Below are 22,485 nucleotides of genomic sequence, written 5' to 3'. Positions count from 1 at the left end.
ATGAACATCTCATCCTCCCCATCCCCCGTTGCTGCCCAGGGCTGTGGCAGCGGCGCGTGCCAGTGCGGCGGCCCTGCCGCTGCGCCTGAGCTGCCGACCGCCAGCGTCAACGGCGTCAGCCTGCATGTCCCCGGACAACGACCCGACACGGGCACACTGCGCGAGCTGGCCTATGCCGAACTGCTCAGGCAGGAGGCCGTGCGCCAGGGCCTGTTCCTGAGCCCCGCAGTGTCGAGCGCGCCAGAGCTGGGCCAAGCCGAGCGCGAAGTCATCGAGGCCATGGTGGACCAGTCGGTGCAAACGCCCCGGCCTACCGACGAGGAGGGCCGGCGTTATTACGAAGCCCACAAGGCGCAGTTTCTGGTGGGCCAGGCGCTGCATGTGCGGCACATCCTGTTTGCTGTCACGCCCGGTGTCAACGTCCAGGCACTCACCGTGCATGCCGAGCGTGCCTTGCTGGAACTGTCGCACAAGGGCGTGGCCCCCGGACGTTTTGCGCAGCTGGCTGCCGAGTTGTCCAACTGCCCGAGCAGCGCTCAGGGCGGTGATCTCGGCTGGATAGGGCCTGACGACTGTGCGCCCGAACTGGCGACGGAACTGTTTCACCTCCAGCATGCGCAAACCGGCACCGGCGTGCATCCGCGTCTGTTCCACACACGTTTCGGTTTTCATATCATTGACGTGCTGGAGCGCCGCAGCGGCACCCAGCCGGCGTATGAGGAAGTGCGCGAACGCATTGCGGCTTTGCTGACCATGCAGTCGCGCGCGCGGGCGTTGCACCAGTACATGAGCCTGTTGGTGGGGGAGGCGGAGATAGAAGGCATCGCTCTTGAGGGCGCAGATTCTCCCCTGGTGCAATGACCGAAAACGCCGCCCCCGCAGACAAGCTGCTGCTGCGTTTACGGCGTTTTCACTCTGACTACTTTCCGTTGCACCAGCAGTCCTTTCAGGATCTGGTGTCGCAGGGACAGCACCCAAAGACGCTGTTCATTGGCTGCTCGGATTCGCGCGTAGTGCCCTACCTGCTGACCGGTGCCGGCCCGGGCGAGCTTTTCATCGTACGCAACGTGGGGGCCTTCGTTCCGCCTTATGACGGCTCACATGGGCTCCATGGCACCACGGCGGCGATCGAGTTCGCGGTGCTCAGCTTGCATGTGGAGCGCATCATTGTCTGTGGCCATAGCCACTGCGGCGCCATTCGTGCTGCGTACGAAGGTGTGCCTGAGGAAGCGGTGGCACTGCAGGCGTGGCTCAAGCTGGCGAGCGAGGCCTTGCTGCCGGTCCAGACCAGCCCCGAGGCCCTGCGCCGCACCGAGCAGCGCATCGTGGTGTTGCAACTCGAGCGCCTGATGGCCTATCCCATGGTCCGGCGTGAGGTGGAGAAGGGCGCTTTGACTCTGCACGGCTGGCATTACGTCATTGAGGACGGCGAAATCCACATCTTTGATGTACGACAAGGAAGTTTCATTCCTGCCGCGATAGCCTCCAACAGCGGCACTGGCCCGTATCAACCTTATGTGGAGCACGATGGACAAATCATCAGCAATTGACCTTGCCGCGAAGGCGAGCACCAATTCGATCGCGGCGGCGGCAGTGTTGCAGACACTTGCCGACGATTCGGGCCTTCGGTCCTGGCGCATTGGCGGCAAGGAGCTGATCCCGGTGGTGCAGGGCGGGATGGGTGTATGTGTTTCTGCGGGAGGGTTGGCCGGCACGGTGGCCCGCTTGGGCGGCGTGGGCACCCTGTCGTCCGTGGATTTGCGGCGTCTGCATCCTGACCTGATGGCCAAAACGCGCCACTTGAACAAGGAGCCCGATGCCCGTGCCTTGATCGATGCCGCCAATTTCGAGGCGCTTGACCGGGAAATTCGCAAGGCCCGTCGGCTGGCACAAGGCCGCGGCCTGATTGCCGTGAATGTCATGAAGGCCCTCAGTGCCTACGAAGGTTATGTGAGCCAGGCGCTGGACAGTGGGGCTGATGCGCTGGTGGTTGGTGCCGGTCTGCCGCTTGATTTGCCGGAGCTGGCGCGGGACTATCCCAACGCAGTGTTGATCCCCATTTTATCGGACGCGCGAGGGGTGCAACTGCTGGTGCGCAAGTGGCAAAAAAAAGGGCGTCTGCCCGATGCCATCGTGATTGAGCATCCCGGCCTTGCGGGCGGCCACCTGGGCGCCGCCAAAGTCGCGGACCTGCATGACAGCCGCTTCGATTTCGAGGTGGTCATTCCGCAGGTGCTGGAGTTTTTCAAAACGGCCGGCATTGAACGCGAAATTCCGTTGATTGCCGCCGGCGGCATCAACTGCCGGGACGATATCCTGCGCCTGCAGGCTCTGGGCGCGTCGGCCGTGCAATTGGGTACGGCCTTTGCCGTCACCCAGGAGTGCGATGCCGACCCCGCCTTCAAGAGGGTGTTGGCCGAAGCCAAACCGGAAGACATGGTGGAGTTCATCAGCGTGGCAGGCCTGCCCGCGCGTGCGGTACGCACACCTTGGCTGGAAAAATACATCCGGCTTGAACCCCTGCTCCAGGCGGCAGCCCATGTCAAGGCCAAATGCAACATGTCGTTCGACTGCCTCGCTCATTGCGGCCTGCGCGACGGCGTGGCTGGCATGGGCCAGTTCTGCATTGACCAGCAGCTCGGTCACGCCTTCGAGGGCGATACGCGCAAAGGCCTTTTCTTCCGTGGTGCTGCCAGCTTGCCGTTCGGCGACCGGATCTGTTCGGTGCAAGAATTAATGCAGTGGCTGCTTGGTGGCATTCGGCCAGCAGCGTCTGTTGCAGGAGCACAAGCATGAAACGCGATCCCTTCGGGCGGCCTCAGGATCTGACTGCCACCCAGCCCATCAGCCACGACGTGCTGAAGGAAAAATACCTCAAACCCGGCGAGACCGGCGTGGAAGACCTGTACCGGCGCGTAGCGCGCGCCCTGGCCTCAGTCGAGCTTGAGGCGGAGCGGGCCCAACACGAAGCGCTGTTCCTCGAGAACCTGCACGCAGGTGCGATTGGCGCAGGCCGCATCATGAGCGCGGCCGGCACTGCCATCCAGGCCACCTTGATCAACTGCTTTGTGCAACCCGTCGGCGATTGCATCCAGGGCGTTGATGACGGCGGCTATCCCGGCATCTATGAAGCCTTGCGCGAAGCGGCCGAAACCATGCGGCGCGGTGGCGGTGTGGGTTACGACTTTTCCCGCATCCGTCCGCGCGGCGCTGAAGTCAAAGGCACCGCGTCCATTGCCTCTGGCCCTTGTAGCTACATCAACGTCTTTGACCAGTCCTGCTCCACCGTGGAGAGCGCCGGTGCGCGGCGCGGCGCGCAGATGGGTGTGCTTCGCATAGATCACCCGGATGTGCACGAGTTCATCACTGCCAAGCGCACGCCCGGTCGTTGGAACAACTTCAATGTTTCGGTCGGCATGCCAGACGCGTTCATGCACGCGTTGGCCGAGGACCAGCCTTGGGAACTGGTGCACAAGGCCAAACCCGGTGCACCTTTGATGGAGCAGGGTGCATTCCAGCGGACCGACGGACTGTGGGTCTACCAGACCGTGGCGGCACGCGAGTTGTGGGATACCGTGATGCGCTCGGCCTACGACTTCGCCGAGCCCGGCATCCTGTTCCTGGACCGCATCAACCAGGACAACAACCTGCGTTATTGTGAAGAGATCGCGGCGACCAATCCCTGTGGCGAACAGCCGCTTCCCCCCTACGGCTGTTGCGACCTCGGGCCCATCATTCTAACGCGGTTTGTGCGTCATCCCTTTGGCTTCAACGGTGTGCCGGATTTTGATTTCGAGGCTTTCGCGAAGTCGGTGACAACCCAGGTGCGCGCGCTTGACAATGTCCTGGACGTCACGTTCTGGCCGCTGCCGCAGCAGCAGGCCGAGTCCGCCGCCAAGCGCCGTATTGGCGTCGGTTTCACCGGCCTGGGCAATGCGCTGGCCATGCTGTGCCTGCGCTACGATGCGGCCGAGGGGCGCGAGATGGCGGCGCGTATCGCCGTCTCCATGCGGGATGCGGCTTATGCTGCGTCGGTGGCGCTGGCGAAAGAAAAAGGCGCGTTTCCGAAGTTCGATGCCGAAGGCTACCTGGCCGCGGGCACCTTTGCCAGTCGCCTGCCGGCCGCCTTGCAGCAGGCCATACGCGCCAACGGCATTCGCAACAGCCATCTGCTGTCGATTGCCCCGACCGGTACAGTCAGCCTGGCGTTTGCCGACAATGCTTCCAACGGCATTGAGCCGCCGTTCTCCTGGATGTACAGGCGCAAGAAACGCGAGTCCGACGGCAGCACCACCGAATATGCGGTGGAAGACCATGCCTGGCGCCTGTACCGTGAACTTGGCGGCGATGTGGACAAGCTGCCCGGCTACTTTGTTTCGGCGCTCGAGATGTCGGCGGACAGCCACATTGGCATGATGGAAGCGGTTCAACCGTTTGTGGATACCGCGATTTCCAAAACCGTCAATGTGCCGGTCGACTACGCGTACGAAGACTTCAAGGGCCTGTACCAGCAGGCCTGGCGTGCCAAGCTCAAGGGCCTGGCCACTTATCGGCCCAACGCCATCCTCGGCTCAGTGCTCGAAACCCATGCAGACCCTGAAGCCACGCCGGCAGCAGCGCCTGCCGTGGACCCGATGCGCACGGTGATCGAAAGCCGTCCCAAGGGCGCGTTATCGGCAGTGGCGGAAAAAGTGGATTACTGGACGCAGGAGGGGCGCAAAACACTCTATATCGTGGTGTCCTTTTTGCCCGTGCCGACCGCTTCGGGAGACGGCACAGTCGAGCGGGCCATCGAATTTTTCATGCCTGTGGGCCAGAGCGGCGAGTCGCAGCAGTGGATCACCTCCAGCATGCGAATGCTTTCGCTGGCCGCACGCGGAGGTTTTCTTGAGCGTGCGCTCAGCGACATGCGCAAGGTGGCTTGGGACCGCGGTCCGGTGCGGCTCGGAACCTACGAAAAAGCCGACGGTACGCGCGTGCCGCTGTGGCACGACTCGGAAGTGGCCGCCATTGCCTATGCGGTACAGAACATCATCGCGCGGCGCGCTGACCAGCGAGCGACCGGCTCGGCGCTTGCGGCAGAGCCGCAGATCGACCTTGCCCTTGCGCCGCCGGTGATGGCGGGCAAGAAATGCAGCGAGTGCGGTGCACACGCAGTGATCCGCAAGGACGGCTGCGACTACTGCACCCAGTGCGGCCATCTGGGGGTTTGTGGATGACTGAACATGTTGTGCCCAATCCGCAGCCGCGCTCCGGCCAATGGCCGGCCAACGGGCCTGCTGGGGTTGACCGCCGCTGGCGGACGGGCCTTCTGTTGCAGGCACCGCACCGGCTGGCATTTTTTCTCGCGATGGTGATTCTGGTGACTGCCGGGGCCTGGTGGGCCCTGGTGCAGCTCGACCGTGTCAGCACGGCGCTCAACTTGTCTTATGCGTTGTCGCCCTCGCTGATGCACAGCGCAGTGATGACCTTCGGGTTTTTGCCGCTTTTCTTCTCGGGCTTTCTTTTTACCGCTGGGCCGAAATGGCTGGGCGTTCAGGCGCCCGCGCCCCGGCAGTTGCTGATACCGCTGCTACTCCAGGCAACGGGTTGGTTGGTTTGCCTGGCGGGTGCGCACCTGTATCGCCCGATAGCCTTGGCGGGGATGTTGATATCGGCAGCCGGTCTGACGTGGATAACTTCGATATTTTGGGGCTTGCTGCTGCGCAGTCCGGCCCCGGATAAGGTGCATGCCCGCGCCATTGGCGTGGCCTGCATCGTGGGGTGCCTTGCACTGACGGCGCTGCCACTGAGCTTGTTGCTGGGCTCGCCCGCCGTGGCGCGTGCCTGCGTGCTTTCCGGTCTGTGGGGATTTGTGGTCGTGGTGTATGTCTCGGTGGCGCACCGCATGATTCCGTTTTTTACTTCCAGCGCATTGCCTTTTATCAACGCTTGGCGACCATTCTGGGTGTTATGGCTCATGCTGTCTGTGGCTGCCTTTGAGGTGGCCGCGGTATGGATTGAACTGGAGGGCCGTCCGCAGGGGACGGTTGGTGTGGCCTGGGTCGCCCTGCATGGCGTTTTAGAGCTGGCAGCAGGGGGCGTGTTCCTCTGGCTGGCCGTGGTATGGGGGCTGATGCAAAGTCTGAAAAACCGGCTGCTCGCCATGTTGCACATCGGCTTTCTGTGGTTCGGTCTGACGCTTGTGCTGGGTGGTATGGCGCAGCTGCTTGGCCTGGTGCAGGACTCCCCCGTCCTGGCACTCGGCGCGCTGCATGCCTTGACGATGGGCTGCCTGGCTTCGCTGATGCTGGCCATGGTGACACGTGTGTCCTGTGGCCACAGCGGACGCGCGTTGGTGGCGGACAGGCTGGCATGGACCCTCTTTTTGCTGCTGCAGGCGGCAACGCTGTTGCGCATTGGCGCGGCGGCGCAAACTGCCTTTGCCGCATGGCTGCTGCTGGCGGCTGTCTTGTTGTGGGCTGGGGTCATGGGGGTGTGGGGTGTGCGCCTGGGTAACTGGTATGGCCGCCTGCGTGCCGACGGGCGTCCCGGTTGAAAGCAAGTTGATGAACCTGCTTGCCTTTCCCGGTCAGACCCCGGTAGTCGTCGCGGCCGAGGCCGACCCGGCGCAGCTCACGGCGGCCCTCATGCAGTCGCGCCAGACCATTTTGCCCAAGCGACTGGCGGCACCCGGCCCCGACGCGAAGCAGCTCGGCATGATCTTGAACGCCGCCGCTACCGCGCCCGACCATGGGCAATTGCTGCCCTGGCGTTTTGTGCTGGTGCCGCAAGCAGCGCGCGCCCGGCTGGCCGCGGTATTTGGCGCAGCGCTGGTGGAGCGGGACGCGCAGGCCACCCCTGAACAGATCGTGCAGGCCTGTGAGAAAGCGCATCGTGCCCCCTTGCTCATGTTGGTGGTGGTCGATGGCGAGTGTGGCGATGCCGGGGTCGACCTGCCTGAACGCATGGTCTCGGCCGGTTGTGCTGTGCAGAACATACTGCTCATGGCCACGGCCCTGGGTTATGGTTCGTCATTGACCAGCGGCAAGGCGCTCAAGTCCGGGGGGCTGCGCCGGCTGTTCGACCTGGCAGACGGCGAACATGCCCTGTGTTTTGTCAGCGTCGGGACGGCCCAGTCGCGCAAGCCCCCCCGCTTGAGGCCGGTACCGGCTGATTTTGTAAGCAGCCTTTCTGCCGACGGCGCCGCACCGAGGCACGAGCCGTCGGATCTTTTTTAATTCCTGAGACTGGATGGACCCATGGACATTCTGAGTTTTGACGACCTGCTGCAGGCCGCCCGCGCACAACCCGAGCCGCAGCGTCTGCTGTTCGTATTTACCGGCGTAGAGCTGCCCGAGGACAGCTCGCCGGTGCAGCGCGAACGTTTTAAGGCCGGCCAGGGCGGCGCGCTGGTCCCCTTGATGTGTGTCGACAAGAGCCCTGAGGAACTGAGCTCTTTTGCCGCGCTGGCGCAGGAGTCCAGCCAGTTCGGTCACCACTGGGGACTGGTGTTTGCCGCGGCCATGTCGGGTTCGATGAACCGTGCACCGACCTCCGAAGATGCGGAGGAGCCGCTGCAGCGCATGGTCGAGTCCATCAAGCAGGGCAACATCGGCGCGTTTATTCCGTTTGACCCGCAAGGGCAACCCGTGCAGTTCGGTTGACATGGGAGTGATGCGCCGGGTCGCGCGGCCTGCTTCCCTTCCCGGCGTGCATATGCCAGGTGCCGGGTTCGAGGCGCCTTTCGACATGCTGGCCGCCTGCCATGAGCGGGTAGAGCGCATGCTCGCACTGCTGGTTCGCCTGCAGCAGCACATGCTTGAACGTGGCCGCGACGATTCGGTGCGCCAGGCGGCCCGCGACGTGATGCGTTACTTTGACCTTGCCGCACCGCTGCATCACCAGGACGAAGAGCTGCACGTGTTCCCGCCATTGCTGGCCGGGCCCGATGCAGGCTTGCGCACCGTGGTGCAGCGCCTGCTGCAGGATCACCGGGATATGGAAGCGGCCTGGCCCGCGGCGCGCAGCGTGCTGCTTGAGATCGCCGAGGGCCCGGTGGCCGGCTGGGTTGCGCTGACGGCGACCCAGACGGCGGCACTGAGCCGCTTCGCCGGTCTGTATGAACGGCACCTGGCGGACGAAGACCGTTTGGCTTACCCCGCCGCGCAGGCAGTGCTGACGGCGCAAGCCCTGCAGGCCATGAGTCGCGACATGATGCAACGCCGCGGCGTTCGCGCCGCCAACTGATCTCTAGGAGCCTGTCGGACTTGAGAATCGTCGGCTGCAAATCGACCGCAGTGGTCCATTTTTCGCCGTCTTTTTGTCCCATAGCTGGGCTATGGGCCTGCAAACCCGGCAAAACTGTCCCCCCCGGCGGCCGATTTTCGCTTTCGACGCTCCACGCCCGACAGGCTCCTTGCCATGATTAGAGGCAAAATAGCAGGATGAACGCGCCCGACTCCCCCAACGCCCTGGCTGCCCGCAGCGAAATCCCGGCGCTCATGCAAACCATGGGTTCACAGGCAAAAGTGGCTTCAGCCCAAGTGGCGCGTGCGCAAGCCGCTATCAAAAACAGAGCACTTCTGAACCTGGCCAGCCTCCTGCGCCAGAACGTGGCGGCGCTGCAAACCGCCAACCAGCGCGACATCGAGCGCGGCACGGCATCGGGCCTGGCCGGCCCCATGCTGGACCGCCTCAAGCTCACGCCCAAAATCATTGAAACCGTGGCGGTTGGCTGCGAGCAGCTCGCCGTCATGCCCGACGTGATTGGCGACATCATCGGCATGAAAGAGCAGCCCAGCGGCATCCGCGTGGGGCAGATGCGTGTGCCCATCGGTGTGTTCGGCATGATTTACGAGAGCCGCCCCAACGTGACGATTGAAGCCGCGGCGCTGGCCATCAAAAGCGGCAACGCCTGCATCCTGCGCGGCGGCTCTGAAGCGATTGAATCGAACAAGGCACTGGCCGCGCTGGTGCAGCAGGCGCTGGTAGACGCCGGCCTGCCTCTAGAGGCCGTGCAGCTGGTGCCCACCACCGACCGCGAAGCCGTGGGCCACCTGATCGCCATGCCGCAGTATGTGGACGTGATCATTCCGCGCGGCGGCAAGGGCCTGATCGAACGCATCAGCCGCGACGCCAAGGTGCCGGTCATCAAGCACCTGGACGGTAACTGCCATGTGTATGTCGACGACCCTTGCGATATCGACATGGCGGTGAATGTGGCGGACAACGCCAAGACGCAAAAATACAGCCCCTGCAATGCCAGCGAAGGCTTGCTGGTCGCGCGCGGCGTGGCGGCGCAGTTCTTGCCGAAAATCGGCGCGATTTACGCCGCCAAGGGCGTGGAAATGCGCTGCGATGCCGAAGCACTGGCCATCCTGGCCGGCGTCAAGGGCGGCAACCTCAAGGCCGCGACCGAGCAGGACTGGTACGAGGAATACCTGGCACCCATCATCAGCATCAAGGTGGTGGCGGGCGTTGACGAAGCCATCGCCCACATCAACAAGTACTCGAGCCACCACACCGACGCCATCCTCACGCGCGACCACATGCATGCACAGCGTTTCATGCGCGAGGTGGATTCAGCCAGCGTGATGGTGAATGCGAGCACCCGCTTCGCTGATGGTTTCGAGTTTGGGCTGGGCGCCGAAATCGGCATCAGCACCGACAAGTTCCATGCGCGCGGGCCGGTCGGGATTGAGGGGCTCACGTCCCTCAAATACGTGGTGCTGGGCCAGGGCGAAGTCCGCTCCTGAAGCCATGCCGGGCCGCGAGCCCGGCCCACGGATTTTTGGATGGCTTGGGTTGGCGTTACCCCTTGTAACCCCGGCAACCCATCCCAATCTCCCTAGAATTCGGTCAGATATAACCGAAGTAAATAACAGATCCCCTCATCGAAAGTGGCCGAATGGTTCCGCACCTCATCACCGCCCTGAACGGCCCCATCAACGAACTCGAACAACGCGTCCTGGACTCCACCCCCGCCATCGAGCGTTGGTTCCGGCTGGAGTGGATGGAGCACACGCCGCCTTTTTACAGCTCGGTCGACATCCGCAATGCCGGCTTCAAGCTCGCACCGGTCGATACCAACCTCTACCCCGGCGGCTGGAACAACCTGACGCCCGAAATGCTGCCGCTGGCAGTGCAGGCCGCCATGGCCGCGATTGAAAAAATCTGCCCCGAGGCGCGCAACCTGCTGGTCGTGCCCGAGAACCACACGCGCAACAGTTTCTATCTGTCCAATGTGCTGCAGCTCAAGCGCATCTTTCACCAGGCTGGCCTCAATGTGCGCTTTGGGTCGCTGAGTTCCGACATCAAGGAGCCCACCACCCTGAACCTGCCGACGGGCGAGACCATCACGATCGAGCCATTGATCCGCACTGACCGGCGTTTGGGCCTCAAAGACTTCGATCCCTGCACCATTCTGCTGAACAACGACCTGTCGGCCGGCATCCCCGGCATTCTTGAGGACCTGAACGAGCAGTACCTGTTGCCGCCGCTGCACGCGGGCTGGTCGGTACGCCGCAAGTCACGGCATTTCAAGGCCTATGAAGAGGTCTCAAAGCGTTTCGGCAAGCTGCTGGGCATAGACCCATGGCTCATCAACCCCATGTTTGCGCAGTGCGGCGAAGTCAATTTCGCCGAAGAGACCGGCCTGGACTGCCTGACCACCAACGTCGATGCGCTGCTGACCAAGATCAAGCGCAAGTACAAGGAATACGGCATCAACGAAAAGCCTTTCGTCGTCGTCAAGGCCGATAACGGCACCTACGGCATGGGCATCATGACGGTGCGTGACGTCAAGGACCTCGACCAGCTCAACCGCAAGACCAAGAACAAGATGAGCACGACCAAAGATGGCCAGCCGCTGTCTGAAGTGATCATCCAGGAGGGCGTGTTGACCAACGAGCGCGTCAACGACGCAGTGGCCGAGCCCGTGGTCTACATGATGGACCGCTATGTGGTGGGCGGTTTTTACCGCGTGCATGCCGAACGCGGCGTGGACGAAAACCTCAACGCACCCGGCGCCAGTTTTGTGCCGCTGGCCTTTGCCGACAGCGGCCGCCTGCCGCAGCCCGGCGAAAAGCCCGGCTCCAGCAGCCCCAACCGTTTCTATATGTATGGCGTGATCGCCCGGCTGGCCATGCTGGCCGCAAGTTACGAACTTGAGGCCACAGACCCGGACGCCGAGGTGTATGACTAAGGACTGGGCACACCCCTATCGATCTCACTTCGCTGCGCTTCGTGTAGTTCCTTTTCCCCTTGCAGGGGACACCGCAAGGCATCCGGCAAAGCCGGCCTGCCTGCGGCCGCTCCGTAAGTCGGGGAGCTTGTGTCCGCGCGACGGTCCGAATTGTGGATCTTTTAGGTCTCTAGCCAAGGCAGGCCGTGCGCAAGCAGCTATCAAAAGAGTAGCACCCAGCATCCGCCTGTCCGTGCTGGCTTCATCGGTGCCAGCCAGCCATGGTTGTTACAAGTTGTTGCGGTGCAACAAAAACGTGAATTGTTGGTTTTAGGGGCGTTTGCCGACTTGCAAGCCGGGTGCCTGGGCGCAAAATAGCCATCCCAAAGGTAACCATTCCCGCCGCCCAGACCTTGTTATCCCGGTCAAAGGCAAAGACGGGAAGTTTTTGTGTCCAGTAAAAAATCATCCCTCGCGGCGCTCACCCTGGGCGCCATCGGCGTCGTTTACGGCGACATCGGAACCAGCGTCCTGTATGCCGTCAAGGAAGTTTTCGGATCCGGACACGTACCCTTTACCCCCGACAACGTTTACGGCATTCTGTCCATCTTCTTCTGGACGCTGACGGTCATTGTGTCGATCAAGTACGTGGCGCTGGTGCTGCGTGCCGACAACAACGGCGAAGGCGGCCTGATCGCCATGCTGGCGCTGGCCTCCACGGCCGTGAAGGACAAGCCCCAGTTGCGCAAGACGCTGCTGATCGTCGGCATCTTCGGCACCTCGCTGTTTTACGGTGACGGCGTCATCACCCCGGCAATCTCGGTGCTGTCGGCCGTCGAAGGACTCGAGGTGGTTTCCCCCGCGTTCACCCAGGGCGTGATCCCGATCACCCTGGTCATCCTGTTTGGCCTGTTCGCCGTGCAAAAACACGGGACCGCCGGCATCGGAAAATTTTTCGGCCCCATCACGCTGCTGTGGTTTGCCGTGCTGGCTGTGCTCGGCATTTCGCAAATCGCTTCCCATCCGGAAATCCTCTGGGCCATCAGCCCGCACCACGCGCTGCGCTTCATCTGGGCCAACCCCGGTACCACCTTCATCATCCTGGGCGCCGTGGTGCTGTGCGTGACGGGTGCTGAAGCGCTCTACGCCGACCTTGGCCACTTCGGCAAAAAACCCATCCGCCTGGCCTGGTTCACGGTGGTCATGCCCTGTTTGGTGCTTAATTATTTCGGCCAGGGCGCCCTGCTTATCGGCAACCCAGCCGCCGTGAAAAACCCGTTCTACCTGATGGCGCCCGAGTGGGCGCTGTTGCCGCTGGTGTGCCTGGCCACCATGGCCACGGTGATCGCCTCGCAGGCCCTGATCACCGGCGCCTTCAGCGTGACCAAGCAGGCCATCCAGATGGGCTATTTGCCGCGCCTCAATATCCAGCACACCAGCGTGCGCGACACAGGCCAGATCTACATGCCCTTCGTCAACTGGGGCCTCTTTATCACCATCGTGCTGGCCGTGTTGATGTTCCGTTCGTCAAGCAACCTGGCGGCCGCTTATGGCATCGCGGTGTGCACTGACATGCTGATCACCACTGTCCTGACCTTCTATGTGATCCGCTACGGCTGGAAGTACCCGCTCGGCCTGTGTATCGCCGCCACCGGCGCTTTCTTTGTCGTCGACTTCGCCTTCTTTGCCTCCAACCTCATGAAGCTGTTCGCGGGCGGCTGGTTCCCGCTGCTGATAGGCGGCGCCGTTTTCACGCTGATGATCACCTGGAAGGAAGGCCGCCACCTGCTCAATGAAAAGCTGCGCGCCGATGCCATCGACCTGCCCAGCTTTCTTGACGCGGTCTTCGTCAGCCCGCCGGCGCGGGTTGAAGGCACGGCCGTATTTTTGACTGCCGAGCCCGGCAGCGTGCCCAACGCGCTGCTGCACAACCTCAAGCACAACAAGGTGCTGCACGAGCAGAACCTGTTCGTCACAGTGCGCAACCACGAAATCCCCTGGATCGGCATGAACAAGCGCCTGGAGATCGAATCGCTGGGCCACGACTGCTGGCAGGTCAATGTCCATTACGGTTTCAAGAACGACCTGGATTTGCCCAAGGCGCTGCAGCAGATCAAAGGCCGCGGCTGCGAGCTGGAGTCCATGACCACCAGCTACTTCCTCTCAAGGGACACCGTGATTCCGACCATAGGTGGCGGCATGGCGCCCTGGCGCGAGAAGCTGTTTGCGCAAATGCACCACAACGCCAGCGGTGCGGCAGACTTCCTGAACCTGCCCAACAACTCCGTGGTGGAGCTGGGCAGCAAGATCGAGATTTGAACGTTTTCAGAACGATTAAGTTCTGAAACCCAATAATGACGGGCGCAAGCAGCTATTGAATTGATAGCGTCTGAGCCTTTTTCCTGCCATGAAAAATGGCCCCGGGCTCTTGCCCTGGCGCCGGCTGCCGGCCCCGATCCCCAGTTAGCTGAAAATACAGGCATGACTTCCAAAGCCGCCCACCCCATCCGCTTCTGGTCTGACCTGAAGAGCCCGGACTTCGCACGCCTGGACCTTGCTCGCTGCATCGCGGTGCTGCCGGTGGCCGCAGTGGAGCAGCATGGCCCGCACCTGCCGCTCAATGTGGATGCGACACTGGTGGAGGGCGTGATTGAGGCTGCCTTGCCGCATTTGCCGGCTGCACAGCCGGTGCTGTTTCTGCCCACGCAGTCGATCGGCTTCAGCCCCGAGCACACCCGCTTCGCCGGCACGCTCACGCTGAAAGCCGAAACGGTGATCCGGCTCTGGACCGAGCTGGCCGAATCCGTCGCGCAGACGGGCGTCAAAAAATTGGTGCTTCTCAATTCGCACGGTGGCCAGGTCGGCCTGCTCGATGTGGTCGCGCGCGACCTGCGGGCGCGCCTTGGCATGCTGGTCTACAGCGTGAACTGGTTCAATTTGCCGCTTACGGGTGAAGATGGCAAATCAGTGAACGACTTGTTCAGCGCCGAAGAGCACCGCTTCGGCATCCATGCGGGTGAGATCGAAACCTCCATGATGCTGGCGCTCAAGCCGGAGCAGGTCGACATGGCCAAGGCGCAGAACTTTCATTCGACCTCACAGGACAGGGCTGGGAAGTTCAGTATCCTGGGCGACGGCCGCAGCGCCAAGCTGGCCTGGCAGATGCAGGATTACAACCCGCAGGGCGCCGTGGGCAATGCGGCAGCCGCCACGGCCGACAAGGGCTGCGCGCTGCTCGGCTCGGCGGGCCGCAGCCTGGCGCAGTTGCTGGTACAGATTGACCAGCTGCCGGCCGACACGCTGAGCGATAAAACGGCTTTTTAGGAGCAGGTTCTAGCGCAGGATCACGGTCTGGCGTTTCCACGCGGCGTCCTGCGAGCGACCGAAGGCAGCCAGCGTTCCGGGGTCGCCGGCCTGTTTCTCAGCCGTCAAGGTGTCCATGCGCGCCACCTCAAAGCTGCGGCGCAGGCGCCCCGCAATGCGAGTCTCGCGGGCCAACAGCATCTGCGGAGCGCCTCGCACCCAGCCGGCAAATTCCACATAACCGAGTTCGGGGCCATTGCTGGCGGGCGGCAGCACTTCGATCGTCCATTGCCCGGCGCTCTTGCGGAACACCCACAGCTCGCGCCAGGCGTCGAGCGGCTGCACCGCGAGCGCCAGGGCCTTGCCGTCCGGATGGGCGCTGGCGGAAGCGGCCCACACAATGCCGTAGGTGCAACGCTTCGCCACGGCGTCCTTGCCAGGTTTGCCGTCGGCCTTGTTTTCATACAGCGCCACACAGGTTTCGCCGGCCTGGCCCGTTTCCGTGGCCAGCGTCAATTTGGCCAAACGGGGCAGGGCGGTTTCAGCGGCCCAGCGCGAAGCGCCCACGCGGATGGCCGCGTCGTTGTAGTCCTGCCTGTCGTTGTCCGTCAATTCCGGCTTGTTCACTGCCGCGAGTTCCGCCAGCGCGCGCTGGGCGGCCGCTGCGGGCGCCTCGGCCCGGCGCGCCTGCTCGAACGCCAGGCTGGCATGCACGCCGGCGCGGCGCAGGCGCAATCGGTTCTTGCTGACTTCGGACAACTGGGCGAACTGCACGGCGCTGACCTTGTCCAGGACCTCGGCGCGCCACTGGTCCAGCGCCAGGCGCTCCTGCGGGTGCAGGTCGGGGCTCATGCAGTCGGGGCGGGTGACGGCCAGGGCGGCACGGGCGCGTTGCTCCGCGTCTGAAGGCAGCGCCAGCACGCGGCGAAACGCCTCGCCGTTGTAGCAAAGCTGCATGCTGCCGCCTTGCTCATAGCCCTTGAAGGTCACACCGTAAAAAGCCGCGACCTCCATGTGCGCTGAAATCACGTCGCTGGTGGCCTTGCCGTGCTTCATCGAGGCGCGGCGCGCCAGGCGTTCGGCCATGGTGCCCAGCGCGTCAAAGGCTTCCGCGCCTATGGCGTCTGCCGGCGCCGCCTTGAGGTAAGCGGCCGTGTAGGCAATGCCCAGGGCTTCAGCGCCGGGGCTTTCGCGCAGGAAACGCACCACCGACAACAGCTGCGGCGCTTCTTCGGGCTGCAGTGAGACGGTTCGCACTTGGCTCACATGGATGAACCCCGCGCGCTCTCGCCTGTGGTCGTAGACCTGCAGGTAGTCCATGCGCTGGCCGCGGATCTCCAGCGCGTCACCTTGCCAGAGGGCTGCTTGCTGCGGCGCCGAATCGCGCGGCGCGGCGCGCAGGGTAGCCTGGTCCTGCGTCACGATGGCGAGGGTCAGGAGTGCGGTGGTGATCATTATTCGGCCTCTTTGTCGTCTTGCGTGTCAGTGCCGCGGGGTGCTTGCGCCACGGTGCGGCCGGCCTTGGGCGAGCCGCCCAACAAACCCGCGCCCACGAAGCCGCCATCGGTGGAGGGCGGGGCGATGATCACGGTGATCTTGTCGCTGAGTTTGTCGGCCATGGTTTTCTGGATCAGCAGCGGGTGGCGCGTGATCAGCACGCCTTCGCGCGCCATCTGTTCGCTGTTGATCTTGCCCACGCGATCCAGCCGGTAGGCTTCGGCGTCTGCCAGTTTCTGGCGCGAATCCGCCTCGCCGGAGGCTTCGATGCGCCGCGCCTGGGCGCTGCCCTCGGCCGTACGGATGCGCGACTGCTTGTCGGCTTCGGCTTCCAGCTGGCGCTGCTCGATCTGCTTTTGCTTGAAGGGCAGCACATGCTTCATGGCTTCTTCCTGCGCCCTGGCGGCAATCACCTGCTCGCTGGCGGCAGCTTGCGCATTGGTTTCGCGGCGCACTTTCTCCGCCATCGCGTCCAGCTCGGTCTCCTTCACGCGCTTTTCCTTCAGGGCCAGGGTGTAGCGCATCTTTTCCGTCGCGAGTTCTTCGGCCAGCAGCGTGTCCATGCCCCGGCGGTAGTCGGCCGGCAGGTCCACCTTGCCCATCTGCACCGTGCGCAGCAAAATCCCGTCGGCCGCAAGCTTGGGTTTGAGCTCGGCTTCAATGAGCTGCTGGATCTCGGCGCGCTTGCTCGAAAAGATTTCGCGTACGGTGTAGCGGGTGAAGGTCTTGTAGATCACGCCCTGCACGGCGGGCTGCATGATCTGGCCGGCGATGTCGTCGGGCAGTTTTTGCGCCAGTGCATTGACCTTGGCCGGGTCCAGCGCATAACGCACCGTAAGGTCCACGCCCAGCGACATGCCTTCCACCGACTGGAAGGGCGAGGGGCCGTCGGCGCGGCTGCTGCCTTCGGGGCGGTAGACCTGGTCGCGCAGCGAGAAGGTGCGCACTTCGTGCAGGCCGGGCAGCAGCAGCAGGGAGCCTTCGCGGAACTCGTCAACGCCGCCGGTCAGCTGGTTGGTGCGAATGGCCACGTTGCCGCGCGCCACAGACTCCATGGGTGGGTGCACCCACAGCAGGTAGCCCGCCGCGCCAGCCGCAGCGGTGGCGATCATCAGGCCGCTGGCACTGGCGGCGCGGCGCACGCCGGTGGCGGCGACACGGCGGGTCCCGCGCACCCCTCTGGAAAAGATGGCGCGGATGCGCAGGGCGATACGGTTAAGACGTGGGTTCATGGTGGGCTCCTCCGGTTGGTTTGGCGAGAGGCGCGGGTTGCGCTTTCTCTGGCCTCCATTGTTCGAATCCAGCCCGGAGCATTCAATGCGTGCACGCGGTGTCTTTGCGCGGTTTGGCGGCGACAAAGCTCCGCCAACGGAAGAAACACTCACACGGCTGACCGCAGGCGGCACCCATAATGGCGCCACCCCCTTCTTGCCGCACGCCTCATGACCAAAATTGCCGTAATTGAAGACGACTTGCCCATGAGCAACCAGCTCAAGGGCTGGATTGAATCGGCCCGGCCGGGCATCCAGGTCGACCAGTGGTTTAACCGCGATGACGCCGAGGCCGCAGTCGCCCGCGAGGAATACGACGCGGTGGTGCTGGACATCGAGCTGGGGCGCGAGCGCCATGCCGGTGTGGCCATCATCAATGCCATCAACAAGCAGCAGCACGCCACGCCTGTGCTGGTGGTGTCCGCCATGCCGGCTGCCATCTACCGCAGCATCATGAAAGCCCTGGACGCCTGGGACTACCTGCAAAAAACCACGTTTGAGGAGGCCGATTTCATCGAGACCTTCCTGGATATCCTGCGCAGCGCCAAGGCCAAACCGGCAGGCAAGGCGCCCGCCGTCGACGGCCCCGAACTGCAGCTGGACCCGCTGCGCCAGAACACGGCCATCTGGCGCGGCCAGCGCGTGAACCTGCCGCTGACCGCGCAGCGCATCCTGGCGGCGCTGCACACCCGCCGCGGCGAGGTGGTGAGCTACGACGAGCTGTACCAGGTGGTCAAAAGCGGACGCAACCGCGACAACATCCGCAAGCATGTCAGCACCATCCGCGATGCGTTCCGGGAAATCGACGCGACGTTTGACGGCATTGAAAACATTCCCATGCGCGGCTTTCGCTGGGCCGAAGCGCCCGAACCTCTGCGCGGCAAAGGCAAGGCGTGAAGCTGCCCACCAGCCTGAGCGTCGAGCGCCTGTTGCCGGCACGGGTGCCTTTCGGTCTGCGTGTATTTTTTCGTGGCGCTTTTTTGCTGCTGGGGTTGGCCACCATTGCACTGGCGCTGGCTGTTTTGCAAGACGAAAAAGAGCGCAGCTACCGCAACTACCAGGATGGTTTTCGCAAAAACCAGGCGCAGATTGCCGCCAAGCTGCGCCACCCCACGGGTCAGCTCGTGCTGCTCAATCCCACGGCTTACGACCATGAAGTGACACCGCTGCGCCCGCTGGTGTTGCCGTTCTCGGCGCTCGACTTCGACGACCGCAACAAAGCGCAGCAGGCCATCGAGATGGCCGGTTGCCTGGTGCAATATCCCGATGCGGCATCGATGTGTGTGGCTGTCGGCAACAACCCTTTTGCCGGCGGTTTTATCTACGCTGTCGGCAGCTTCAACAGCGGCCCGCTGGTGTCCCACACCTCGGGCACGCTGGATCTGGGTTTGGCGCATCGCGCCCGCATCACGGTCGAGATGCGCGGGCAGCGCTACCGCTGGATCGCGCCCTTCCAGGCCATGCAGGCCACGGAGGAGGGCCGCAACGTTTCCCCTTTCGCCAACGCCAGGGGGCGCCTGGTGGGCTTTGTGGATGAGGGTCCCATCACGCCCGCAAGCCGGCCTGTGCGTGATTTCCGCGGCTGGCTGTGGCAAGACGGCCGCTGCTTGGACGGTGCACCGGCTGCGGGGCCGGACTGCGCCCGGCGTTCCTTCGTCAGCGTGCGCCTGCCGGTGGAGCTGTTTCGCGAAGCGCTGTTTTCCAAAGGGCCAGCAGGCATTGTCTGGCCGCCGGCCGACCTGGATCAGGTCAAGGTGCAGGTGGAAATGCTGGCGCCCGGTGAGGGCAAGCCGCTGTTCGACAGCAATGCCGACGGCGCCACGGCGCCCTTTTCATGGGCGGAGCTCACCCCTCTGCTGTTGCCTGGTGAGAAGCTGCGCATCCGCAAGCTGGGCATCGCGGACACCAGCACGGAGGTCGTGTCGCTGTCCGGCGTGGAAACGACGGAGCGGTCGTCTCCCCTGATCGCCTGGCTGATCCGCCGGCTGCAGGTGGATGGTTACGACGCACCCGTCACCAGTGCCGAGATCATCAGCACGCCGCTGGGCCGCTATGAACTTTCGTTGACCGGCGACATTCGCAGCGTCAACAAGGTTCTGACAGCCGTGGCCACCCGCGTTTCGTGGTTTGTGGGCGGCATGCTGCTGGCGATTTTTATGACCTGGCTGGCCATCGAGCTGCGCATAATCCGCCGCATCACCGAGCTGACCCGCCGCGCCGCCACCGTGTCCAAGGGCGTTCGTGCCAGCGACAACCTGGCGACGGTCGACCTGGCCGACCTGCGCGGTGGTGACGAGCTGGGCGTGCTGGCCGGCGGCCTGCAAGACCTGCTGCAACGCGTGAACGAAGACGTGCGCCGCGAGCAGATTCGCGTGGCCCAGGAAAAAGACACCTGGCACGCGGTGGGCCACGAAATCATGTCGCCGCTGCAGTCGCTCATGGTGCTGCACGGCAATGCGGACGATCCGGCGCACCGCTACATCAGCCGCATGCAGCAGGCCGTGCGCGTGCTGTACGGCAGCGCCTCACCCAGCGAAGCCTTTGAATCCACCGCGCTCAATGTGCAGACGCTCGACGCCAACGAATTCCTGAGCCATGTCGCCCGCAATGCCGAAGCCGCAGGCATTCCCGGCGTGGCCTTTGAGCCCCTGACCCAGGCTGTGACAGTGCGTGCCGATGAATACTCGCTGGAAGATGTGGTGTCGCACGTACTGCGCAATGCCGAGCGCTACCGTTTGCCCGGCAGCCTGATCCGCATCACCTTGTCGCAGCAGGCGCAGGAAGGCACCGCGCCGGAGGCGGTGATCGCCATCAGCAACCAGGGTCCGCAGATCGAGCCCGGACTGCTGGACAAAATCTTCGAGTACGGCGTGTCCGACCAGCCAGACACCGGCGCAGCGGGCCAGCGCGGGCAGGGCTTGTTTGTCGCCAAAACGTATATGGCCAAGATGGGTGGCACCATCACTGCGCGTAACCTGGGCAGTGGCGTGTGCCTGGAGTTGCGCCTGCAATGCGCGACCGGCTGATTCGATTGCCATAAAAATCAAAGCCCCCAGCGGGCGGTAACGCGCTGGGGGCTGTGTCTTGCCAGACGGACCGGTAAGCCCGCTGCCATGGAAGAAAGTATCGCTGGGGGCGCGCCGAATAATTTGCCTGATTTGCTGCTGAATTTGCTGAAAACAGATAAAAAATCTGCAAATCATAGAATTTCAGATAAATTACCTGAATGGACGCTTTAGATCGGAAAATTCTTCAGGTGTTGCAGGCCGATGCGCGCACCAGCCTGCAAGACATCGGCCAAGCCGTGGGCCTCAGCCCTTCGCCCTGCTGGGGCCGCATCAAGAAGATGGAAGAAGCCGGCGTGATCGAGGGCTACACGGTGCGCCTCAATGCGCAGGCGCTGGGTCTGGGCGACACGGTGATGGTGCAGGTCACGCTCGACAGCCACTCCGACAACACGCTGGAGAAATTCGGCGAAACGCTGGCCGCGATTCCAGAAGTGATCGAGGCGTGGCTGGTGTCGGGTGAATACGATTACCTGCTGCGCATCGCCGTGCAAGACACCAAAGATTACGAGCGCCTGTTGCGCGAGCGGCTCTACAAGATCAAGGGCATACGCCACAGCAAGTCGAGCTTTGTGCTGCGCACGCTGAAGAAGGCCGACTTGCCGCTACTGCCCGGCTAGCGCAGGTCGGCGTGCGCTGACAATCGTTGGTGGGGCCTGCTGACAGCTGGGCTGCGTGTCGCTGGCCCACACTGAAGCGGTGCCCGCCATGCGGAGCGCCCGGCGTCGGCATTGCCCCCATCTTCAGGAGATTTCATGCGACCCACAGCCTTTCAACGCATCTGGCAGCTTCCGGTACTGTGCGTGACGCTCACCTGCGCGTTGGCGGCATGCGGCGACACGGCTTTGTTGCCGCCGGAGGCCGGGATGGGGTCCAACCCCACTCTCCCCAAGCCCAACAAGACCTTGTTCCCGACAGTGAACATCGCGCCGGCCAAAGGCTGGCCCGAGGGCGTCATGCCCACGCCTGCGGCCGGGCTGGGGGTGACACCATTGGCCGCCGGGCTGGACCATCCGCGCTGGCTGCATGTATTGCCCAACGGCGATGTGCTGGTGGCCGAAAGCAATGCGCCACCCAAACCCGAGGACAGCAAGGGCATCAAGGGCTGGATCATGAAGCAGGTGATGGGCCGGGCCGGCGCCGGTGTGCCCAGTGCCAACCGCATCACCTTGCTGCGCGATGCTGACGGAGACGGCAGGGCGGAAGTTCGCACGGTCTTTTTGCAAAACCTCAATTCGCCCTTCGGCATGGCATTGGTGGGTAACGATTTGTATGTCGCCAACACCGACGCCGTGGTGCGCTTTCCCTACCAGGCAGGCCAGACGAGCATCACGGCTGCCCCCACCAAAGTGGTGGACTTGCCGGCCGGCCCGATCAACCACCACTGGACCAAGAACCTCATTGCCAGTCCTGATGGCAGCAAGCTGTACGTGACGGTGGGCTCCAACAGCAATGTCGGCGAACGCGGCATGGACGCCGAAGCCGGTCGCGCCGCCATATGGGAGGTCGACCCCAAAACCGGCAGCCACCGTGTCTTTGCCTCGGGCCTGCGCAATCCCAATGGCATGGGATGGGCGCCCGGCAGCGGTGCGCTTTGGACAGTGGTGAACGAGCGCGATGAGATCGGCAGCGACCTCGTCCCCGACTACCTGACGTCGGTGCGCGACGGCGCGTTCTACGGTTGGCCGTACAGCTATTACGGACGCAACGTTGATGACCGCGTCAAACCACCGCAGCCAGACCTGGTGGCGCAAGCGGTGGTACCCGACTACGCGCTGGGCTCGCACGTGGCGCCCCTGGGCATGGTGTTTTCAGAAGGCAGCGCATTGTCGCCATCGCTGGCCGCGGGGGTGTTTATCGGGGAACACGGCTCCTGGAACCGCGTGCCGCACAGCGGCTACAAGGTGGTGTTTGTGCCGTTTCGCCAAGGCCTGCCGGCGGGTTTGCCGGTCGACGTGCTCTCCGGCTTTCTGAGCGCGGAAGGTCACGCCTACGGCCGGCCGGTGGGCGTGGCGATGGACCGGCGCGGCACGCTGCTGGTCGCCGACGACGTGGGCAATGTCGTCTGGCGCGTCAGCGGCTCACTGAAATAATCTGGCGCTGAAAATTCAAGAGAAAAGTGCCTGAAGCCGTTGAGGGACGGGCGCAAGCAGCTATTAATTTGATAGCGTTTCGGGCTGGGCCT

At 63.5% G+C, this 22,485-nt stretch carries 19 protein-coding genes; 17 read left to right on the top strand and 2 right to left on the bottom strand.

The features are described 5' to 3' along the window. From ABI546_RS07045 to ABI546_RS06990, 12 genes are all read left to right on the top strand, one after another. Window positions 1-861, top strand: a complete 861-nt coding sequence (locus tag ABI546_RS07045; protein ID WP_348045452.1) for a peptidylprolyl isomerase — start codon at window positions 1-3, stop codon at window positions 859-861. After that, on the top strand, window positions 858-1,550 hold the full coding sequence (locus ABI546_RS07040) for a carbonic anhydrase (RefSeq protein WP_348045450.1): 693 nt from the start codon (window positions 858-860) through the stop codon (window positions 1,548-1,550). Before ABI546_RS07045 ends, ABI546_RS07040 begins: the two co-directional genes overlap by 4 nt. Further along, window positions 1,528-2,796, top strand: a complete 1,269-nt coding sequence (locus ABI546_RS07035) for a nitronate monooxygenase family protein (protein WP_348045448.1) — start codon at window positions 1,528-1,530, stop codon at window positions 2,794-2,796. The genes ABI546_RS07040 and ABI546_RS07035 overlap by 23 nt, the downstream gene beginning before the upstream one ends. Beyond that, window positions 2,793-5,219, top strand: coding sequence for an adenosylcobalamin-dependent ribonucleoside-diphosphate reductase (locus ABI546_RS07030; RefSeq protein ID WP_348045446.1), 2,427 nt, complete (start codon window positions 2,793-2,795; stop codon window positions 5,217-5,219). Before ABI546_RS07035 ends, ABI546_RS07030 begins: the two co-directional genes overlap by 4 nt. Further along, the gene (locus ABI546_RS07025) at window positions 5,216-6,538 is read left to right on the top strand and encodes an NnrS family protein (protein WP_348045444.1); all 1,323 of its coding nucleotides are present in this window, start codon (window positions 5,216-5,218) and stop codon (window positions 6,536-6,538) included. The genes ABI546_RS07030 and ABI546_RS07025 overlap by 4 nt, the downstream gene beginning before the upstream one ends. Before the next feature lie 10 nt (window positions 6,539-6,548). Then, window positions 6,549-7,220, top strand: a complete 672-nt coding sequence (locus ABI546_RS07020; protein ID WP_348045442.1) for a nitroreductase family protein — start codon at window positions 6,549-6,551, stop codon at window positions 7,218-7,220. Window positions 7,221-7,241: 21 nt separating this feature from the next. Further along, window positions 7,242-7,646 (top strand): ribonucleotide reductase subunit alpha, encoded by a 405-nt coding sequence (locus ABI546_RS07015; protein ID WP_348045440.1) that lies wholly within the window; start codon window positions 7,242-7,244, stop codon window positions 7,644-7,646. Between the two features lie 52 nt (window positions 7,647-7,698). Further along, window positions 7,699-8,229 carry a hemerythrin domain-containing protein gene (locus ABI546_RS07010; RefSeq protein WP_348045479.1) on the top strand — a complete coding sequence of 177 codons (531 nt, stop codon included), beginning with the start codon at window positions 7,699-7,701 and terminating at the stop codon, window positions 8,227-8,229. A 197-nt stretch (window positions 8,230-8,426) separates the two neighbouring features. Next, the gene (locus ABI546_RS07005; protein ID WP_348045438.1) at window positions 8,427-9,737 is read left to right on the top strand and encodes a glutamate-5-semialdehyde dehydrogenase; all 1,311 of its coding nucleotides are present in this window, start codon (window positions 8,427-8,429) and stop codon (window positions 9,735-9,737) included. Between the two features lie 152 nt (window positions 9,738-9,889). Next, entirely contained in the window at window positions 9,890-11,185 is a 1,296-nt protein-coding gene (gene gshA, locus ABI546_RS07000; RefSeq protein ID WP_348045436.1) for a glutamate--cysteine ligase, read from the top strand. 429 nt (window positions 11,186-11,614) lie between these two features. After that, window positions 11,615-13,483, top strand: a complete 1,869-nt coding sequence (locus ABI546_RS06995; protein ID WP_348045434.1) for a potassium transporter Kup — start codon at window positions 11,615-11,617, stop codon at window positions 13,481-13,483. Window positions 13,484-13,645: 162 nt separating this feature from the next. After that, the gene (locus tag ABI546_RS06990) at window positions 13,646-14,488 is read left to right on the top strand and encodes a creatininase family protein (protein WP_348045432.1); all 843 of its coding nucleotides are present in this window, start codon (window positions 13,646-13,648) and stop codon (window positions 14,486-14,488) included. A 9-nt stretch (window positions 14,489-14,497) separates the two neighbouring features. On the opposite strand, the gene ABI546_RS06985 is transcribed toward ABI546_RS06990, so the two are convergent. Beyond that, on the bottom strand, window positions 14,498-15,922 hold the full coding sequence (locus ABI546_RS06985) for a hypothetical protein (RefSeq protein ID WP_348045430.1): 1,425 nt from the start codon (window positions 15,920-15,922) through the stop codon (window positions 14,498-14,500). Beyond that, the gene (locus tag ABI546_RS06980) at window positions 15,922-17,196 is read right to left on the bottom strand and encodes an SPFH domain-containing protein (RefSeq protein WP_348045428.1); all 1,275 of its coding nucleotides are present in this window, start codon (window positions 17,194-17,196) and stop codon (window positions 15,922-15,924) included. The genes ABI546_RS06985 and ABI546_RS06980 overlap by 1 nt, the downstream gene beginning before the upstream one ends. A gap of 210 nt (window positions 17,197-17,406) precedes the next feature. Between ABI546_RS06980 and ABI546_RS06975 the strand changes: the two genes are divergently transcribed. The 5 genes from ABI546_RS06975 to ABI546_RS06955 all read left to right on the top strand — a co-directional run bounded on the left by ABI546_RS06975 (window position 17,407) and on the right by ABI546_RS06955 (window position 22,393). After that, window positions 17,407-18,132: a response regulator gene (locus ABI546_RS06975; RefSeq protein WP_348045426.1), complete on the top strand. Its 726-nt coding sequence runs from the start codon at window positions 17,407-17,409 to the stop codon at window positions 18,130-18,132. Further along, a complete protein-coding gene (locus ABI546_RS06970) occupies window positions 18,129-20,261 on the top strand; it encodes a HAMP domain-containing sensor histidine kinase (protein ID WP_348045424.1) in 2,133 nt (710 codons plus the stop codon). The genes ABI546_RS06975 and ABI546_RS06970 overlap by 4 nt, the downstream gene beginning before the upstream one ends. A gap of 87 nt (window positions 20,262-20,348) precedes the next feature. Next, on the top strand, window positions 20,349-20,474 hold the full coding sequence (locus tag ABI546_RS06965; protein ID WP_348045422.1) for a hypothetical protein: 126 nt from the start codon (window positions 20,349-20,351) through the stop codon (window positions 20,472-20,474). Further along, entirely contained in the window at window positions 20,462-20,920 is a 459-nt protein-coding gene (locus ABI546_RS06960) for an Lrp/AsnC family transcriptional regulator (protein ID WP_348045420.1), read from the top strand. The genes ABI546_RS06965 and ABI546_RS06960 overlap by 13 nt, the downstream gene beginning before the upstream one ends. 135 nt (window positions 20,921-21,055) lie before the next feature. Beyond that, window positions 21,056-22,393, top strand: a complete 1,338-nt coding sequence (locus ABI546_RS06955; RefSeq protein WP_348045418.1) for a sorbosone dehydrogenase family protein — start codon at window positions 21,056-21,058, stop codon at window positions 22,391-22,393. Window positions 22,394-22,485: the final 92 nt, after the last annotated feature.

Source organism: Polaromonas sp., from assembly GCF_039932935.1.
In the GTDB taxonomy this organism is placed as follows: Bacteria; Pseudomonadota; Gammaproteobacteria; order Burkholderiales; family Burkholderiaceae_C; genus Polaromonas.
Note: the sequence above shows the minus strand (reverse complement) of the source record. Positions and strands in the feature narration are given on the sequence as shown.

What these genes read in the sequence shown, in the direction of transcription:
- ABI546_RS06965 (WP_348045422.1), top strand. Translation starts at nt 20,349, where the DNA reads ATGGAAGAAAGTATCGCTGGGGGCGCGCCGAATAATTTGCCTGATTTG.
- ABI546_RS07015 (WP_348045440.1), top strand. Translation starts at nt 7,242, where the DNA reads ATGGACATTCTGAGTTTTGACGACCTGCTGCAGGCCGCCCGCGCACAA.
- gshA (WP_348045436.1), top strand. Translation starts at nt 9,890, where the DNA reads ATGGTTCCGCACCTCATCACCGCCCTGAACGGCCCCATCAACGAACTC.
- ABI546_RS06990 (WP_348045432.1), top strand. Translation starts at nt 13,646, where the DNA reads ATGACTTCCAAAGCCGCCCACCCCATCCGCTTCTGGTCTGACCTGAAG.
- ABI546_RS07030 (WP_348045446.1), top strand. Translation starts at nt 2,793, where the DNA reads ATGAAACGCGATCCCTTCGGGCGGCCTCAGGATCTGACTGCCACCCAG.
- ABI546_RS07020 (WP_348045442.1), top strand. Translation starts at nt 6,549, where the DNA reads ATGAACCTGCTTGCCTTTCCCGGTCAGACCCCGGTAGTCGTCGCGGCC.
- ABI546_RS06975 (WP_348045426.1), top strand. Translation starts at nt 17,407, where the DNA reads ATGACCAAAATTGCCGTAATTGAAGACGACTTGCCCATGAGCAACCAG.
- ABI546_RS07005 (WP_348045438.1), top strand. Translation starts at nt 8,427, where the DNA reads ATGAACGCGCCCGACTCCCCCAACGCCCTGGCTGCCCGCAGCGAAATC.
- ABI546_RS07045 (WP_348045452.1), top strand. Translation starts at nt 1, where the DNA reads ATGAACATCTCATCCTCCCCATCCCCCGTTGCTGCCCAGGGCTGTGGC.
- ABI546_RS07010 (WP_348045479.1), top strand. Translation starts at nt 7,699, where the DNA reads ATGCCAGGTGCCGGGTTCGAGGCGCCTTTCGACATGCTGGCCGCCTGC.
- ABI546_RS07040 (WP_348045450.1), top strand. Translation starts at nt 858, where the DNA reads ATGACCGAAAACGCCGCCCCCGCAGACAAGCTGCTGCTGCGTTTACGG.
- ABI546_RS06980 (WP_348045428.1), bottom strand. Translation starts at nt 17,196, where the DNA reads ATGAACCCACGTCTTAACCGTATCGCCCTGCGCATCCGCGCCATCTTT.
- ABI546_RS07025 (WP_348045444.1), top strand. Translation starts at nt 5,216, where the DNA reads ATGACTGAACATGTTGTGCCCAATCCGCAGCCGCGCTCCGGCCAATGG.
- ABI546_RS06985 (WP_348045430.1), bottom strand. Translation starts at nt 15,922, where the DNA reads ATGATCACCACCGCACTCCTGACCCTCGCCATCGTGACGCAGGACCAG.
- ABI546_RS06955 (WP_348045418.1), top strand. Translation starts at nt 21,056, where the DNA reads ATGCGACCCACAGCCTTTCAACGCATCTGGCAGCTTCCGGTACTGTGC.
- ABI546_RS07035 (WP_348045448.1), top strand. Translation starts at nt 1,528, where the DNA reads ATGGACAAATCATCAGCAATTGACCTTGCCGCGAAGGCGAGCACCAAT.
- ABI546_RS06960 (WP_348045420.1), top strand. Translation starts at nt 20,462, where the DNA reads ATGGACGCTTTAGATCGGAAAATTCTTCAGGTGTTGCAGGCCGATGCG.